At 65.0% G+C, this 16,840-nt stretch carries 17 protein-coding genes; 12 read left to right on the top strand and 5 right to left on the bottom strand.

What is annotated here, in order from left to right; translation table 11 throughout:
• Positions 1–9 precede the first annotated feature (9 nt).
• The 3 genes from AQ611_RS00475 to hpnI all read right to left on the bottom strand — a co-directional run bounded on the left by AQ611_RS00475 (position 10) and on the right by hpnI (position 3,227).
• Positions 10–573, bottom strand: a complete 564-nt coding sequence (locus tag AQ611_RS00475; protein ID WP_059517420.1) for a hypothetical protein — start codon at positions 571–573, stop codon at positions 10–12.
• A 334-nt stretch (positions 574–907) separates the two neighbouring features.
• Positions 908–1,948, bottom strand: a complete 1,041-nt coding sequence (locus tag AQ611_RS00470) for a lysylphosphatidylglycerol synthase domain-containing protein (RefSeq protein ID WP_069233456.1) — start codon at positions 1,946–1,948, stop codon at positions 908–910.
• 28 nt (positions 1,949–1,976) lie between these two features.
• Entirely contained in the window at positions 1,977–3,227 is a 1,251-nt protein-coding gene (hpnI, locus tag AQ611_RS00465) for a bacteriohopanetetrol glucosamine biosynthesis glycosyltransferase HpnI (RefSeq protein WP_069233455.1), read from the bottom strand.
• A gap of 652 nt (positions 3,228–3,879) precedes the next feature.
• On the opposite strand from hpnI, the gene AQ611_RS00460 reads away from it, so the two are divergent.
• Positions 3,880–5,178 carry an NADH:flavin oxidoreductase/NADH oxidase family protein gene (locus AQ611_RS00460; RefSeq protein ID WP_069233454.1) on the top strand — a complete coding sequence of 433 codons (1,299 nt, stop codon included), beginning with the start codon at positions 3,880–3,882 and terminating at the stop codon, positions 5,176–5,178.
• Positions 5,179–5,558: 380 nt separating this feature from the next.
• Here the strand turns inward: AQ611_RS00460 and AQ611_RS00455 are convergent, their stop codons facing one another.
• Positions 5,559–7,160 (bottom strand): carbohydrate porin, encoded by a 1,602-nt coding sequence (locus tag AQ611_RS00455; RefSeq protein WP_069233453.1) that lies wholly within the window; start codon positions 7,158–7,160, stop codon positions 5,559–5,561.
• A gap of 669 nt (positions 7,161–7,829) precedes the next feature.
• On the opposite strand from AQ611_RS00455, the gene AQ611_RS26240 reads away from it, so the two are divergent.
• The 11 genes from AQ611_RS26240 (at position 7,830) to AQ611_RS00405 (ending at position 16,135) form a co-directional block, all read left to right on the top strand.
• Positions 7,830–8,021, top strand: coding sequence for a hypothetical protein (locus tag AQ611_RS26240; protein WP_125910465.1), 192 nt, complete (start codon positions 7,830–7,832; stop codon positions 8,019–8,021).
• A 210-nt stretch (positions 8,022–8,231) separates the two neighbouring features.
• Positions 8,232–8,390, top strand: a complete 159-nt coding sequence (locus tag AQ611_RS25270; RefSeq protein ID WP_156789202.1) for a hypothetical protein — start codon at positions 8,232–8,234, stop codon at positions 8,388–8,390.
• 170 nt (positions 8,391–8,560) lie between these two features.
• On the top strand, positions 8,561–8,701 hold the full coding sequence (locus tag AQ611_RS26000; RefSeq protein WP_069233451.1) for a hypothetical protein: 141 nt from the start codon (positions 8,561–8,563) through the stop codon (positions 8,699–8,701).
• A gap of 108 nt (positions 8,702–8,809) precedes the next feature.
• Positions 8,810–10,459: an NRAMP family divalent metal transporter gene (locus AQ611_RS00440; protein ID WP_069233450.1), complete on the top strand. Its 1,650-nt coding sequence runs from the start codon at positions 8,810–8,812 to the stop codon at positions 10,457–10,459.
• Positions 10,460–10,515: 56 nt separating this feature from the next.
• Positions 10,516–10,698, top strand: coding sequence for a hypothetical protein (locus AQ611_RS00435; protein ID WP_059517435.1), 183 nt, complete (start codon positions 10,516–10,518; stop codon positions 10,696–10,698).
• A gap of 311 nt (positions 10,699–11,009) precedes the next feature.
• The gene (locus AQ611_RS00430) at positions 11,010–11,234 is read left to right on the top strand and encodes a hypothetical protein (protein WP_059517974.1); all 225 of its coding nucleotides are present in this window, start codon (positions 11,010–11,012) and stop codon (positions 11,232–11,234) included.
• A gap of 180 nt (positions 11,235–11,414) precedes the next feature.
• The gene (gor, locus tag AQ611_RS00425) at positions 11,415–12,776 is read left to right on the top strand and encodes a glutathione-disulfide reductase (RefSeq protein ID WP_069233449.1); all 1,362 of its coding nucleotides are present in this window, start codon (positions 11,415–11,417) and stop codon (positions 12,774–12,776) included.
• 124 nt (positions 12,777–12,900) lie between these two features.
• Positions 12,901–14,244 (top strand): argininosuccinate synthase, encoded by a 1,344-nt coding sequence (gene argG / locus AQ611_RS00420; RefSeq protein ID WP_069233448.1) that lies wholly within the window; start codon positions 12,901–12,903, stop codon positions 14,242–14,244.
• A gap of 172 nt (positions 14,245–14,416) precedes the next feature.
• The gene (locus tag AQ611_RS00415; protein WP_069235067.1) at positions 14,417–14,920 is read left to right on the top strand and encodes a hypothetical protein; all 504 of its coding nucleotides are present in this window, start codon (positions 14,417–14,419) and stop codon (positions 14,918–14,920) included.
• Between the two features lie 105 nt (positions 14,921–15,025).
• Positions 15,026–15,730, top strand: coding sequence for a hypothetical protein (locus AQ611_RS00410; RefSeq protein ID WP_069235066.1), 705 nt, complete (start codon positions 15,026–15,028; stop codon positions 15,728–15,730).
• Positions 15,731–15,934: 204 nt separating this feature from the next.
• Positions 15,935–16,135, top strand: a complete 201-nt coding sequence (locus tag AQ611_RS00405) for a heavy-metal-associated domain-containing protein (protein WP_059517443.1) — start codon at positions 15,935–15,937, stop codon at positions 16,133–16,135.
• A gap of 147 nt (positions 16,136–16,282) precedes the next feature.
• Here AQ611_RS00405 and AQ611_RS00400 read toward each other — a convergent pair whose 3' ends face one another.
• A complete protein-coding gene (locus AQ611_RS00400) occupies positions 16,283–16,798 on the bottom strand; it encodes a GNAT family N-acetyltransferase (protein ID WP_069235065.1) in 516 nt (171 codons plus the stop codon).
• Positions 16,799–16,840 lie beyond the last annotated feature (42 nt).

Raw genomic sequence — 16,840 nt, 5'->3', positions numbered from 1 at the left:
GCGGTAAATTCAATTCGGCAGCGACGCCGGATTGAAACTGCATGACGCGGGGCCTGGATCGTTGAAATACTGGCCGCCCGCGAGCGATTGGAAGCGAATATAGGCAAGCGTGTCGGCTTCGGTGTCGAGCATGATCGCGCGCGTGCTCTTGATCCGATCGAGCATCGTTTGCGGATCGACACCCGCCTTCGTCAGCACGCCCGGGCTGAGCGCGCACGCGATGCCCTGGGCGATCGCGTCGCCCGCGACCTTGGCGTCGGCGGGACTGTGGACGTTGTTGACTGCCTGGCTCCAGCCACGGGCGATTTGCGTGAGTGCCTCGCGCGTGCTGACGGAGTTCGCGTATTCGCGTGCGATGTATTCGGTCACGCGCGGGGGAAGCGGTGGCGGCGGTGCGCCGCGCGACGCGGCCGCCGAGGCGGCGGAGAATGCATTGGCCACTTGCGCGGGGGAGGCCGGCTGCGGATGCGCGGCGGGTCCGGTGGAAGACGCCGCGTCGGTCGACGCGATGCGCACGCCCGTCCATATGAGCGCGGCGATCGCGAGCGCGGCGGCGGGATATTGCCAACGCATGCCCTCTCTCCTGGTTATCTCGAATTTTCTTGTTCGTCTGCCGGTAGTAAGCCGTGGCCGGCCGTGACCGCTGCATCGGCTGCCGCGCCGGGCAGCGGCTTGGCAACCTTACTTGAATTCGGTGCGAACGGAAAGGGGGCGACGCGCAGCGCGTATGTCAGGCCAGCCATGCGGCTGCGCGAGTTTCGCGGCTCGGCGCGCATGCCGGTCTTAAGCCGCCTGTCGCAAAACAGTACGCATTGCCGATCAAATATGGCCAAGCCCGATCATGCGCGCCTAAATTGAAGATCGCGTGACGCGCGTGCATTTGCTTGGCCACACGCGGGGATGACACTCAGGATTGGCGTGCCGTGACCGCCGCCTCGGCGAATTGCCATGCGAAGAGCCCGGGTACGAAGATCAGCAGGTCGCGGATGCGCCGCGCCCCCGCGAGCCCGAGACAGGTTGCCGGATCGAGCCCGAGCGCGCCGCCGATCAGCACGAAGCCGCCTTCCTGCACGCCGAGTCCGCCCGGCACGAAGAACGCGGCGCTGCTGACCGCCTGGATCAATGCCTCGATCGCAAGCGCATCGACGAGCGACGGATGGGCGCCGAGAAAATGCAGCGCGAGCCAGATTTCGAGCGACGTCGCCAAATGCTGTAGCGGTTGCCAGACGAACAGATAGCGCAGTACCACGCCGCGCTGTCGCCAAATCGCCTTGAGCGCGTCGTCGACCTGAGCGGAGCGTTCGACGAGCGACGTGAGTTGGCCGCCCGCGACGCGATTGAGCGCCTGCATCGCGCGCTCGAATGGCTTCGCATGCTGGACGAGCGCGAACAGAATCACGAGCGGCGCGAGCGCGGCGAGCCCCCACGCGAACATACCGGCGACGTGCAGCGTGCTCGACGCCGTGCGCGTCAGCAGATAGCCGACGCCCGCGAGCGCGAACAGCGCCTGGCTGATCAGCGTGAGCTGGATATCGGCGACCAGGCTTGCCGCCGATGCCGGCGCGCTGATGCCGCGCGCGCGCAGCAGGCGGAACGACACGAGTTCGCCGCCGATCCGCGCAACAGGCAGCAGCCCGTTGATCGATTCGCGAATCCACACGAGCCGCAGCATCGCGGCGAGCCCCGGCCGGCTGGCCGGGGCGAACAGCGTTTGCCAATCCTTGGCATTGGCGAGCATCGGCAGCAGATGCGCAGCGGCGGCGATGACGAGCCCGGCGCCCGCGGCGCGCATCAACGCAAGCACGGCAGCGGGGTTGTCGCGCGCGACGAGCCAGAGCGAGAGCGCGAGGCCGGCGAGCGCCGCGATACGCCCGGCGTGCTTGAGCGCACGCCGGCGCGGCGCGTGCGGCTGTATCGGTTTTTGTTGCGGAATCGATTCGTTTGGCATGACGAAGTAATGCGACGGGCCGGCGGCGCTATGCGTTCGAACGTTTTTCGGGGGCGGGGCACAAGCGGCCGTCGCGATCGACATCGAAACTCAAGCCGCGCCAGATCACGCGTGACGACGAGAAACTCGTGACGAAGACGCCGAATGCGACCAGATCGGCAAGCGGCAGCAGCCACAGGTCGCGCACCGGCTGCCGCACGGCGCGATCGGTTGCGTATTTGGCAGCCAGGCGTGCGGCAAGCGCGATCGGCACGAGCGGCCAGGACCACCACGCACCGTCGGACAGCACGGCGCTCAACAGGGCGAGCGCGAACGGATGCGTGACGATCAGGCCGAGATGGCCGCGCGGATCGACGGCGCGAATCGTGCGGCTCCAGCGCAGTTCGTGCGTGGCGAGCCGTCTCGCGCTCGTTTCGACGCAGCCGTGCTCGATGACGAACGGCGGCACCGATACGCGCTCGCCGTGCGCGCGCACCGCTTCACCGATCGCATGATCCTCCGCGAGATGGTGTGCGAATTGCGTGAGACCGCCAATTGCATCGAGCGTGGCGCGGCGCATCGCGATGGTCTGCCCAAAGCACGGGCGCGCGAGCTTGAGCGCGAGGCCCGTGACGACGCCGGGCAGGAAATGATGATTGGTCACGAGCGACTCGATGCGCGGCCAGAAGCCCGGATCGGGCCGTCCACGGTACGCGCAGGTCACGAGCCCGACGCCGGGCTGTTCGAGTTCACCGACGACGTGGCGCACGTAATCGGGGCCGACGCTCACGTCGCTGTCCGCGAAGATCAGCAGATCGTGCATGGCGGCGGGCAGCATGTTGACGAGGTTGGCGATCTTGCGGTTCGGGCCGTATAGGCGCGCGTCGGCGATCGTCGTCACGCGCGCGTGCGGAAAGGCGCGGCATAGCGCTTCGACGGTGCGCAGCGCGGGGTCGTTGCGGTCGTGCACGCCGAACAGGAACTGGATCGGACCGTCATAGCGCTGCTCGCAGAAGCTCGCGAGATTCGCGAACAGCGCTTGCTCGGTGCCATGCAGCGGCTTGACGATCGTCACCGGTGGACAATGCCGTGGCTCGTGTGGCGCGCGCGCAAAGAAGCGCCGCGTGAGCGCACTCGCCAGCAACGTGTAGACGCAGCCGAGCAGCGCGCAGAGCGCCGCGAGCGTCGCCGCGAGCTGCGAGGCGATGCTCGTGGCGGTGTGCCGGATATCGCCGAACGAGAACAACTCAACCGCAAGCAGCGCGGCAATTGCAACGGTGAGCCAAGCGCGCGTCTTCATCGTGCAATCCCCCGTGCGAATGGGCGCGCGTGGGCAGTGGCATGCGTGTCTGGGCGGCTGGAACGGCGAACGGCGAGGGCGACGAGGACCAAGCTGATAGCTCCGCGTGAATGCGACTCTCATCGGCAGGGGCCGGGCAGAACGGCCGAGCGTATCGAGCGTTCGTCCCAGCATGCCGTATCCGGCCATGCGAGGCAAGGGCGACGTCTCGCTGCGATGGCGCGCTTCGTTTGCACGAGGCCGAAGGGGCCACGATAAAGCGCGAAACCGACTTTCCGATGACGCGTGAATGACAAATTGCTTCGGATTGCCTGACAAATCGTCGATGGCGTGCTGCGTTGGCCGCGCTTGTTCATGCTGCGGCGTGGCGAGTTTGCCGGCATGCCGAGGGGCAGTTCGGCGGATTGGCGCGCATAGGAGAGGGTCAGCCGGGGACCAGCGTCAGGCCGCATGTCTCATCTTCCGATCGCGACAAACGGTGGCCTGCCGTGACATACGCGACGCGCGCGGACCCACGTGGCTGCCGCAGTCGAACAGTTTGCCGTTTTACTTCGCTTGCAAAGTTCTTTTTCGGAACCTACGATATCTACCATGTCATTGAAGAATGATTCGTTTTTCGATGGTTTTGTCGATTTAACCGGAGAATCGCAACATGTCAGATCCCGACCCGAATATGAGCGCGGTCCTGTCACAGCCGCTCACGTTGCCCAACGGCACGGTGTTGAAAAATCGTCTCGCGAAATCGGCGCTCACCGAGACGCTCGCCAATGCCGACGGCTGCGTGACGCCGGAGTTGATCACGCTGTATCGGCGCTGGTCGTCTTCGGGAGCGGGGATGTTGCTGACCGGCAACGTGATGATCGACCGCCGTGCGCTCGGCGAGCCGGGCAACGTCGTGATCGAGGACGAGCGTGATCTGCCGCGCCTGCGCGAGTGGGCGGCGGCCGGCACCGCGCATGGCAGCGAATTGTGGATGCAGCTCAATCACCCCGGCAAGCAGGCGATGCGCGGGCTCAACCGCGAAACTGTCGCGCCTTCGGCGATCGGTTTCGGACCGAAGCTCGCGCCGTACTTCCCGGTGCCGCGCGCGCTGACGGCCGCGCAGATCGACGACATCATCACGCGCTTCGGCACGACCGCCGCGATCGCCAAGCAGGCGGGCTTTACCGGCGTGCAACTGCACGGCGCGCATGGCTATCTGGTCAGCCAGTTTTTGTCGCCGCATCACAATCAGCGCGATGACGATTGGGGCGGCAACGCCGAGAAGCGCCGCCGCTTCGTGCTTGCCGTGTATCACGAAGTGCGCCGCCGCGTCGGCCCGGATTTTCCGGTCTCGATCAAGCTGAATTCGGCCGATTTCCAGCGCGGCGGGTTCACCGAGGAAGAGTCGCTCGACGTGATCCGCGCGCTCGCGCAGGCCGGTATCGATCTCGTGGAAATCTCCGGCGGCACTTATGAGGAACCGGTGATGCAGGTCGGCCAACGCAAGGCGTCGACGCTCGCGCGCGAAGCGTATTTTTTGGAGTTCGCGGAGAAGGTGCGCGCCGAGGTTCGCGTGCCGCTGATGGTCACGGGTGGATTTCGCAGCCTTGCCGGGATGACGGCGCCATTGCGCGCCGGCGCGCTCGATTTGATCGGCCTCGGCCGTATTTTCACGATCGAGCCCGACGCGCCGGCGCGGCTGCTGCGCGGCGAGGAAACGCTTCATCGCATCAAGCCGCTCACCACGGGCATCAAATATTTCGACAGTCTCGGCTCGCTCGAAGTCACGTGGTATTCGCGACAGATGCATCGGATTGCCAAAGGCCGCCGTCCGATTCCGGACGAAAGCGGATTGAAGTCGTTTCTGATCGAGCTTGCGGCGAGGGGGTTCCAGATCTGGAAGACGCAGCGGTTGCGCGCGTCGTCGGAGGGGGGCGGCGTAAAAGGGCTGTGTAAAGGAGCGGCGTAAAAGGGCGACGTAAAAGGGCGCGGGCACGGTGGCCGTGCCCAGCGTGTGCGGTGCGCTGATTGTCGAGGCAGGCTCAAGCGCACGCCGCTCGAGTGCAAGGTGCGCGGCCATTCGGGCAAATGACCGGCCGCGCGGTTTGACCTACGCCCGGCTTGACGCGTCGAGGTGAAGGGCGGCCCGGCGCGGCTTGTGCGTCCGCTGCGCGCGTTGGCCGAGGCCAGGTTTGCGCGGGGTTGGCGGCGGTGCTACCCGCTTACGCTGTTGATCCGGCGTCGGTGCGGAGTTTCGCCCTCGGTCAAGCCATCGTCGTCAACCGGAACCGGCGCTGCGTCCCCGCTGTGCATACCCAACCGCTCCACGGCGAGCGTCCCGCCGTCGGATCAGAACACAATCGTCGTGCGCAGCCCGACGATTGCCTCGTTGCCGATCCGCGCGCCCGGCTCGTTCGGATTCGGGATGCCGCCGCCCGGCCGGAATACATACTGAAAGTCCGCCTGCAATTGCCACCACGGCGTTACCTGATATTGGTAAGTCGCTTCGAGCAGGGTCTCGGCGCGGCGCACGGGATAGCCGGGCGTCGTGTAGACGCCGGTATCGCCGTCGAATCCGCGTGCGCGCGAGCCGAGCTTCGCGTAGCCGATCGCAACGCCGGCCGTGTCGTTGTCGCGGCCCGCGAACGGCGCCTTCAGCGTGACGCCGGCATTGAACGCGAAATCGACCTGATTGCGATCGCCCGGCGCGCCCATGACGCGCGCGAACACGTTCAGCGAGCGTGGGCTGTCCGCGCTCGGCCGCCACACCATCTGATCGGCGAGTGCATAGAAACCGTAATTGCCGCGATGCGTCGCGGGCGCGCCGTTGCTTGCCGGACTCGCGAGCGGCACGCCGTTCGTGTCGTAGCGCGGATCGTCGAAACGCTCGGTGTTGTACCAGAAGCCGAGCTTGTACATGCCGGGCAGACCGGCGGGCGGCGGCGCTTTCGAGTCGGCGGGCGGCGCGTTGAGCGCGTACTGCAATTCGCCGATGAAGAGCGCGCCATTGCCCAGATTGAAGTTCGTGCCGTGGCGGTTGAGTTGCTGGGGATCGCCCGGACCGCCTGCCGGATTGCCGTCGAACACGCCCGCCATCACCGTCCATGCATCAGACGGCCTCACGCGCAGCCGCACGCCGAGCGACGACAGCGGATAGGCGGGGCCGCCCGCCGGCATGTCGGTGGACGGCAGCACCGGCCAGCCGAAGGTCGCGTTGATGAAGGTGCTGGCGTACTGGCTCACCATGAATTCCTGGTCGAGACTCTGCTGGCCGATCTTCACGTCCGCGCGGCCGCCCGCGAACGCTTGCTGATACCACAGCTCCCAGAGGCGCGTCGTCGATTCCGCCTCGATGCCGGTTGCTGTCTGCAGCAATTGCAAGTTGCGCTGCGTCAGGTTTGTGCCATGGATCTGCAGCGCGGAGACGTTGAACGTGCCGCCCGGCAGGCCGAATGCCTTGTCGGTATCGACGCTGAAACCGAATTGCGTAAGGCCGTCGTAGGCGCCGCCGCGTTTGGTGCCGCCCGACAGGTTGTTCAGATATTCGCTGGTTTCCTGCAAGTTGAGCGTGATGCCGTGATCGCCGAGCTTACTGCGCAGGCCGCCCATATCGCCGAGTAGATTCGAGCGTTCCCAGAAGCCGGTTGGCGCAGGCGCTTCGGCGGGCGGATCGCCCGGCGCGGGGGCGGGGTGCGCATCGGGCGCGGCTTGCGCGCTTTGCGCGGCGGATGAGCCGTCAGCGGCCCCGGCCGTTGCAGCCTGAGCCTGGTCCGCTGCGGCCGGCGCAGGCGCGGCGTGGCCGGCTGATGCCGGCGCGGCGTTGTCGGGCGTTGCCGGCGTGGCGTTTGCTGTTTGCGCGAGCGCCGGTTGCGCGACGCCGAGCGATAGCAGCAACGGCAGGCCGGTGACGACGCCGGATTTTGCGAGCAGGTGATGAATGGTTTTCTTCATGACGAATCGTTGCTTGTTGAACTGAAGCGCCCGGGCATGGCGGCCGCCTGCCGCTCGGAGAAGCCCGCCGGCCGCGGCAAACCGGCGGCTGGCTGGCGGCCTAGGAGAACCACCAGCTTATGCGAATCGATTGATGCAGGCCGATGCGAAAGCTTGCTTGAATCAACAGCGCCGCGAACGCGATTGCGAATGCGGCGGCCGCGACGATTGCCCACGCCGCGGGCCACGCGCGATGATCGGCGCGTTGCGGCAAGTCGTGGTCTGCGGGTTGCGCAAGCGGCGGGATGGCCGAAATGCCGCGCCGGCGGATAGGCGGATCGGCATATCGCCTGAGTTTGGCGATAACGAATGGAACAAGCATGACTGCGCTCCCGTGCGCAGCGGCGCACGTTGGACGATACGCGACGTCGCCCGCCCGCCTGGCGGGACGGCTGACGACGACGAAACAGAGCAAGCGTGCTGCGTGCGGCCGGACAGGCGAAAGCCGTCGGCGATGAGCGCGCTAACCCGACTGGTGCGAGTTAGCGGCGAAGGAAACCCAAGCGGCTATCTCGCGATGACGCGGCCGGCATGAGCCGGCTTCAGATTTTCACTACTAGGGCACGTGTCCACGTGGGACGCTCCTTCGGTAAAGAATTGCGGCGGATTGTATGCGGCCTATCGATACGCATGCAAGTAAAAAAACGAATAAAAATGCCGAGCCGGCCGGCATACGTTCGCGGTGCCGGCGTTTTTGGCCGGGTTTGCATGCGACACGGCGCGCGCGGCATTGAAAGCATCGGGCTCGATTTCATTGCCTCAAAACTTACAGCCGGCGCGCGGCGCGAAATTTTTTTTGCGATACCAATCATTGGCGATTGACTTTCGATCTGCCGCCTACCTAGAATCCGGCCATCTCCACAGATGGGGCCGATGCCTTGGACACTTGCAGTAGTCGACCTTCGAGCAATTTCTCCGCCTGAACGGCAAGACGTCCGCGCCTTCTTTCCGCCGCCGTCCTGCCGATCACGCAGACGGTGCGCGCCGTAGTACTCCAGTTTCCCTCGTCCGTGCACCCTTGATTCGCGCCGCATGAGCGCTGCGCTTTCGCACGCGCGCATTCGGCAACGCCGCGAGCCGCTGGCTGGCGGCGCGCGTTCGCTCGACGCCGCTCACGCCGCGTCGGGCGTCGTGCATGCGCGCGGCTGGCGTATTCGCATCGCGCGTATGCGCTCGACGATGACCTTTTGAATACAAGGAGCCGATATGCCGGACAGTGACAGCTATCCCATACGCCCCATCCTGAATCGTTTCGATTTCGATCATTAAGGGAAGCGCGTGGGGCTCGACCGATCGCGCATCGCGCATGCGCCGGGCGCCTGGCTTCCCTCGACGCGAGAACACTCGCCCGGAGCCTCGTCATGCAATTCGGTCTGCTTCTGTCGCCACTGCCGCACGTTGAAGAATCGCGCCTTCACTACGACGCGATGCTGTCGCTCGATGCCGCGGGCAAGCCGGCACACGCCACATTCTGGCAGCGCCTGAAAACATTGATTTTCTGAACCCGCTGCGCGTTTCGACATAGGCAAGCGATGCCGTCCGGCGGCGCGCGTTTGCCTATGCCGGCTCAATGCGCCGCTTAACGACTACACGCTTATCGGAGTAACAGCATGTCCACGCCAACCGATCTCTCTCCACCGATTGCGCGGGAGCGCAGCGCCGTTCTCGATCACGCGCATCTGGGCGACATCAAGGGCGCGCTCGGCACGATCGCGCACCACGACACCGCGCCGCGCAACGGCTGGTGGGCGCGTTTTCGCACGCTGCTCGCCATTCTCGGGCCGGGTCTCATCGTGATGGTTGGCGATAACGACGCCGGCGCGTTCGGCACTTATACGCAGGCGGGCCAGAACTACGGCACGTCGCTGCTCTGGACGCTGCTGCTGCTCGTGCCCGTGCTGTTCGTCAATCAGGAAATGGTGCTGCGTCTTGGCGCAGTCACGGGCGTCGGCCACGCGCGGTTGATTTTCGAGCGCTTCGGCAAGTTCTGGGGCGCGTTCAGCGTGATCGACCTGTTCATCCTGAACGCGCTGACGATCGTTACCGAATTCATCGGCATTACGTTCGTGCTCGATTTCTTCGGCGTATCGAAGATCGCAGGCGTGTGCATCGCGGCGGCGCTTACGATGGCGGCCGTCAGCACCGGCGATTTCCGCCGGTTCGAGCGCTTCGCGATCGGGCTGTGCGTGGCGAGCCTGCTGCTCGTGCCCGTGCTCGTCACGATCCATCCGCCCGTGCATCAAATCGCGCGCGATCTGGCCGTGCCGAGCTGGCCCGCGCACGCGAAACTTTCCGACGTAATGTTGCTGGTGATCGGCATCGTCGGCACGACGATCGCGCCGTGGCAGCTCTTCTTTCAGCAGAGCTACGTGATCGACAAGCGGATCACGCCGCGCTTCATGAAATACGAGAAGGCGGACTTGTGGATCGGCATCGTATTCGTGATGATCGGCGCGATCGCGATGATCTCGTTTTGCGCGGCGCTTTACGCGGGCAAGCCGGAATACGGTAACTTCAGCGATGCAGGCGGCGTGATCGCGGGCCTGGCGAAGTACGCCGGCCACACGAGCGCGACGTTGTTCGCGATCGCGCTGCTCGACGCGTCGATCATCGGCGCCGCGGCAGTCTCGCTCGCCACGGCCTATGCGATCGGTGACGTGTTCAAGATTCGTCATTCGTTGCATCGCAGCGTGTCGGATGCGAAGGGGTTCTATTTCGTCTATTTCGGCATCGTTGCCGCGGCGGCCGCGCTCGTGCTGATTCCAGGCAGCCCGCTCGGCCTGCTGACCGAGGCGGTGCAGACGCTCGCGGGCGTGCTGCTGCCGAGCGCGACCGTGTTCCTGCTGCTGTTGTGCAACGATCGCGCGGTGCTCGGGCCGTGGGTCAACTCGACGAGGTTGAACCTGTTCACCGGCGCGGTGATCTGGGTGCTCGTGATGCTGTCGATCATTTTGACGGCATCGGTGCTGTATCCGGACATCAGCGGCGAGACGATGCTCGAAGTGCTCGCGCTCGGCACGCTGCTCGCGGTGCTCGGCTATGGCGCGACGCTCGCGCTGCGCAAGCGCGGCGGCGCGCAGCAGGCCGTACCCATGGAGCGCAGCCTGCGCGACACGTGGCGAATGCCGCCGCTCGACACGTTGCCCGCGCCGCGGATCACGCTGTCGACGCGCATCTGGATGGGCGTGCTGCGCGGCTATCTGGTGCTTGCGGTCGGGCTCGTGATCGTCAAGGTCGTGCAGATGACGTTCTTCAAATAACGTATCGGCTGTATGCCGATGCCGTTTCGACGGCGCCTTTCGAAGGGAGTGACGCAATGAAGCGATACGCATGCGCCGCAGCGGCGATCACCGCGCTGCTGCTATCCGGATGCACGAAGCCGGACGACGACGATGCCGTGAGCAGCAACGCAAGCCATCCGGCATCCGCGCCGGCGTCCGCGTCCGGCGGCGGTGTGGCGGCAAGCGCGGCGGCGCCTGCGTCCGGCGCGAGTGAGTGACCGGCGTGCCGCTAACCGTCCGTGCCTGACCGTCCGTGCCTGACCGGCCGTGCCCATCGTGCCAAACGCGCGAATGCAGAGGATGCCTGTCGAGTGAAAGCCCGTCGAAAAGTATTCGACATAGTTTGACAGTCATGCGGCGGCGAGTGGACTAAGCTTGGCTCGCGGCATCGTGATCGTCGTCGATCGCGCGCCGGCTCGCGGGAGGTCGTGCCGGACGTAACGGGCGCTACCGAATGTTACAACCGTGGCGTGGCATCGATGCCGGTGCAATCATGCGCGTTCACGTTCAACCATAAACGGTGATGGCGATGGGAATCTTGAATACGGTGGGTGAGATTGCGGGTGCGGTTGCGGCGGTCGAGGCGGCCGAGAAGGTCGATCCGGATGCCGGTTTGCTGACGAAGGCCGCGGCTGCGGTCGCGGGTTTCAAGGGCGCCGAGGCGCTTGAGAATCTCGTCGAGAAGAAGGAAGGCGAAGCGGCCGAAGGGGGCGACAATACGGCCGCGCCGGACAGCGGCGCATCGCAGGCGTAACGCGCGGCAGACGGGCATGGCGGGCGCGCGGCGCGCCCGCACGACGCGGGAGGCAAGCGAAAGCTTGGCCTCCCGTTTTCTTTGCGCGCGGGCCGTGTGCCGATCGGCCGTGCGCGCGCTCCGCAAGAAAGTCGAAATCTTGCTATCGTCCGGTCATCCGGACTTCGATGGAGCGATGCGATGGAATTCGACTACGACCTGTTTGTGATCGGCGCGGGCTCGGGCGGGGTGCGCCTTGCGCGGATCGCCGCATCGTATGGCGTGCGCGTCGGCATCGCCGAGTCGGAGCAGATTGGCGGTACCTGCGTGCTGCGCGGCTGTATTCCGAAGAAACTGCTCGTCTACGCGTCGCATTACAGCCACGAAGTCGAGGACGCGGCCGGCTTCGGCTGGACCTTCGATCGCGGCGCGTTCTCGTGGCCCGCGCTCATTGCCGCGAAGGATCGCGAGATCGCGCGGCTGAGCCGCATTTATGTCGATCTGCTGACGAAAGCCGGCGTCGATATTCACGAAGGGCGCGCGACGCTTGCCGACGCCCACACGGTCGAACTCGCCGGGCGCCGCCTCACCGCGCGGCACATCGGCATCGCGACGGGCTCGCGGCCGACGCTGCCGGCGATTCCCGGCATCGAGCACGCGATCACGTCGCGCGAGGCGTTGAGCCTGCCTGAGCTGCCCGGCCGGATCGCGATTGTCGGCGGCGGTTATATCGCGGTCGAGTTCGCGGGCATTTTCAACGGGCTGGGGGCGCACGTCGAGCTGTTTTATCGCGGCGACGAAATCCTGCGCGGCTTCGACGACGACGTGCGGCGTTTTCTGCACGACGAAATGGCCAAACAGGGCATCGCGATTCATACGCGCGCGAGCATCGGCGCGATCGAGCGCGGCGCGCACGGCGAACTGACGCTGCAGCTTGCGCACGGCGCGAGCGGCCCTTACGACGCCGTGCTGTATGCGACAGGCCGCGCCGCGAACTGCGATGGGCTCGGCCTGGAAGCGCTCGGCGTCACACGCGATGCGAACGGGGCGATCGAGGTCGATGCGTATTCGGCAACGCGCGTGCCGTCGATCCACGCGATCGGCGACGTTACCGCCCGGCCGCAACTGACGCCTGTCGCGACGCGCGACGGCGCGCTGCTTGCGGCGAATCTGTTCGGCGGCAAGCGGATCGCGGCCGATCATCACTACATTCCGTCCGCCGTGTTCAGCCAGCCCGAGGTGGCGACGGTCGGGCTGACCGAGGCGCGCGCCCGCGCCGAGCACGGCGGGATCGACATCTACAAGACTGCGTTCAAGGCGCTGCGGCATACGCTGTCCGGACGCGACGAAAGGACGTTCATGAAACTCGTCGTCGCGCGCGACAGCCAACGTGTCGTGGGCGCGCACATGGTGGGGCGCGATGCGGCGGAGATCATTCAGGGCGTCGCGATCGCGATCCGCGCCGGCGCGACGAAGGCGCAGTTCGACGAGACGATCGGCATTCATCCGACCGCGGCCGAGGAGTTCGTCACGCTGCGGCAAAAGGAGCCGGACGGCGCGTGAAAGAGAAGCGGCGCTCGATTCGAACCCGCGCGGCCTGTGGCCGAAATTTCGTTTAAAGAGGCCTGCCCGATATACTCTTGAATTCCGCGAAATTCCCTGTCCACTTGATTGAACGGTTTTCCTCATGACCACGATTCTTGAAAGTCTCCCGGCCGGCCAGAAGGTCGGCATCGCGTTCTCCGGCGGTCTCGATACGAGCGCTGCGCTGCACTGGATGCGTATCAAGGGGGCCGTTCCTTATGCGTACACGGCGAACCTCGGTCAGCCCGACGAAGACGATTACGATTCGATCCCCAAGCGCGCGATCCAATACGGCGCCGAAGGCGCACGCCTGATCGATTGCCGCGCGCAGCTCGTCGCGGAGGGCATCGCGGCGCTCCAATGCGGCGCGTTCCATATCTCGACGGCTGGCGTCACCTATTTCAATACGACCCCGATTGGCCGCGCCGTGACGGGCACGATGCTCGTCTCCGCGATGAAGGAAGACGGCGTGAACATCTGGGGCGACGGCAGCACGTACAAGGGCAACGACATCGAGCGTTTCTACCGCTACGGCCTGCTCGTGAATCCGGATCTGAAGATCTACAAGCCTTGGCTCGATCAGCGCTTCATCGACGAGCTGGGCGGGCGCGCGGAAATGTCCGAATTCATGCGCAAGTCGGGCTTCGAGTACAAGATGTCGGCGGAGAAGGCCTATTCGACCGATTCGAATCTGCTCGGCGCGACGCATGAGGCCAAGGATCTGGAGAGCCTGGAAAGCGGCATCCGGATCGTGAATCCGATCATGGGCGTCGCGTTCTGGCGCGACGACGTGAAGATCGATCGGGAAGAAGTGACGGTGCGCTTCGACGAAGGCCGCCCGGTCGCGCTCAACGGCGTCGAGTTCAAGGACCAGGTCGAGCTGCTGCTCGAGGCGAACCGGATCGGCGGGCGTCACGGCCTTGGAATGAGCGATCAGATCGAGAACCGGATCATCGAGGCGAAGAGCCGCGGCATTTACGAAGCACCGGGGCTCGCGCTGCTGTATATCGCATACGAGCGGCTCGTCACCGGCATTCACAACGAGGATACGATCGAGCAGTACCGCGAGAACGGCCGCCGTCTCGGCCGCCTGCTGTATCAGGGCCGCTGGTTCGACCCGCAGGCGATCATGCTGCGCGAGACCGCGCAACGCTGGGTCGCGCGCGCGATCACGGGCGAAGTGACGATCGAGCTGCGGCGCGGCAACGATTATTCGATCGTTCGCACGCGCTCGCCGAACCTCACGTATCAGCCGGAGCGGCTGTCGATGGAGAAGGTTGCATCGACGTTCTCGCCGCGCGACCGGATCGGGCAGTTGACGATGCGCAATCTCGACATCACCGATACGCGCGACAAGCTGCGGGTTTATTCGCAAGTCGGCCTGTTGACGCCGGCCGACGCGTCGGCGCTGCCGCAACTGAAGGACGAGAAGAACGGCGGCGAGTAACGCAAGCCGGCCGGAGATCCGGCCGCACTCGCGCGGCGGGCCGCTCGCGCGCCGCCGCGCCTGCCGCACCGGCCGCCGCAACGGCGCTTTTCGGGAGGCGCCGTCTTACGCATCAATCGTCGCGGGCCGCATCCGCGCCATCGTAGAATCGATAACAAGAATGGAGATTGATATGTTCGAGATGCTGCCGCCGATGGGGTTCGTTCGGCGCTTGTCGGTGTGGTGGTCCTGTTTTTGGCGCCAAATGGCGGCCACGCTGCCGATATGGCTGATCGACATCGCCGCGTCGGTTTTCTGGATGACTCGGATGCACTCGGCCGCCGGCCATCCACCGCTCGGGCTGACGATCGCATTCGGCTTGCTGGTGATCGTCAGTACCCTTTTATATTTGCCGATCAGCGGGTATATGACTCGCAAGGGTTTCGCGGCGCACGCGCTGAGCGTGCCGGCCGCGCAGACGCTCAAGCAGGCGACGATGCTCGCGTTGACCAGCACCGGCTGGGGGCTGCTGGTGTCGGTGCTGATCAGCATCGCCGTGCAATGGCCGTTGCGGTATGCCGGCCATCCGGTGCTTGGCCAGGCGCTCGGATTGGCGTTGAATGTTATCGGCGCACTGTACGTCGTGTTGCCGCGGCAGGCGCGGCGCTTGAGGCTGCAGGCGCAGGCGGCGGCCTGAGGGCGGCGGCGCGTGCGTCGCACGGCACTTCGCGTTTTCCCATTTCCACTCCCACTTTCCCATACCGCGACGCAGCGACGAGGGCATATGAGCTTCGGAATCCGGATGATCCGCGCGGCGGCCGCCGCGAGTTTGTCGGTGGGCGTATGCGTGAGCGTGGCCGCCCCGGCTATCGAGCCGGGCCAATATGTGTATGTCGAGGGTGGCAGCGCGCACGGCGTGCTGAGCATCCATGCGAACCGCTTCACGCTGGAGACGATCGGCGGCAATTGCCACACCTGCTCGCTGAGCGGCACCGTCGACGGGCACACGGCCGTCGCGACGGATAGCGGCGGCGTGTGCCGCATCGCGCTGTCCGGTGACGGCCGGCGCGTGCTCAAGCTCGATTCGGCGGGTGCCGACGCTTGCCGTGACAATTGCGGCGCACGCGCCGGTTTCGACGGCGAGTATCGCCGCCCGCCGGCTGCCTGCACCGATCGGCAGCGCTCGGCGCGCATCGAGCAATCGCACCGGCAATACGCGGCGAAGGATTACGACGCCGCGCGCGCGACGCTGACCGCGGTGCTGTCGCAATGCGCGGCGTTCATGGATTGGATCGAGCGCGACAAGGCGAAGAGCGATCTCGCGCTGGCCGAGTATCACCGCGGCGACCGCGCGCGGTGTGCGGCGGTGCTGGCCGATACGGTCGCCGTACAACGGCAGAAGGACGATGCGTTCGGCTTGCCGCCGTGCGATGCCGAAAATTACCAATCGACCGGCAAGGCCATACTGCACAATCTCGCTTTGTGCCAGGCGGCCGCGAAGCCTTGATGGTGCCCCGTCATGCCGGACCTCAAGCGGGCGCGGCACGGCGATTGACGCGTTCATCCGCGTGATTGCCGCGTATTGCGCCGGGTATCGTGGGCATCGTCCGTATGCGTATCGCCGCAACGGAATCGAAAATCTGCTTGACCTTCCCATCGTGGGAAGATGCACGCTTCAGTCACGTTCACACACTCGGACAGGAGAAAGCAGATGAAACTCGAAGTGAAAGACATGTCGTGCGGCGGTTGCGCGAACGCGATCAAACAGGCGATCACGGCTGCGGACCCGGCCGCGACCGTCGCGGCGGACGTCGAATCGAAAATCGTCAGCGTCGGCTCGACGCTGGGTGCCGAGCGCGTGGTCGAGGTGGTCGAGGCGGCGGGGTTTCATCCGGTCGTCGTCGCGTCGTAAGCGCGAGCGTTTGCCGCCCGACTGGAACAGAACCGCATAATTTCACCGTCGTCTTTTTCTTGGAAAAGGGGCTTGACTGGACTTCGGCTGGCTTTGTTCTCCGGAGCGCAGATCATTTCGCGCGCTGCGCTTATTTTTAGCTGGCCTTCATCCGGCAAGCCGCATTTCTAGCTTCAATTCGACTAGGTGGACGCCGCCACGTTCTACCATGATGGATTTAATGGGTTGGGAGAGAAACCCTCTTGTGTGATAGAAGCGCATAGCGGGTTCATTTCGCTCAAGAACCCATACTGTAACTCTCGATGTTCCCACCGTAACCAGTTCAGCGACAATGTATTCAAGGAGCCGGCTGCCGATGCCTTTGCCGATGTGTTCCGGATCAACATACATCGCCTGAATTTCAGCGGTAGTCACCACGTCGGGCTCTTCGCGGTCCGGTCCAGTTGCGGCCCATCCCAGGATGTTTCCCGCATCGTCAACGTAGACGAAAACAGCGAGATTATTCGTCGCGAGCACCTCTTTCCAGTACGTCAGTCTGGTCTGATGCGTGATTCGTTCGATGTAGTCACGAGGAATAATTTCTCGATATGCTTTTTTCCATGAATCAACGTGGATGGAGGCGACCCGGAACGCATCTTCGAGAGTGGCTCTGCGAATGTTCATGCTTCCCCCTAGGCGATCTTGGGATGTCTTGCCCTGACAGAT

The organism is Burkholderia singularis, assembly GCF_001718875.1.
Taxonomy (GTDB): domain Bacteria; phylum Pseudomonadota; class Gammaproteobacteria; order Burkholderiales; family Burkholderiaceae; genus Burkholderia; species Burkholderia singularis.
The sequence above is the reverse complement of the archived record's forward strand: the minus strand, read 5'-3'. Positions and strand labels throughout refer to the sequence as shown.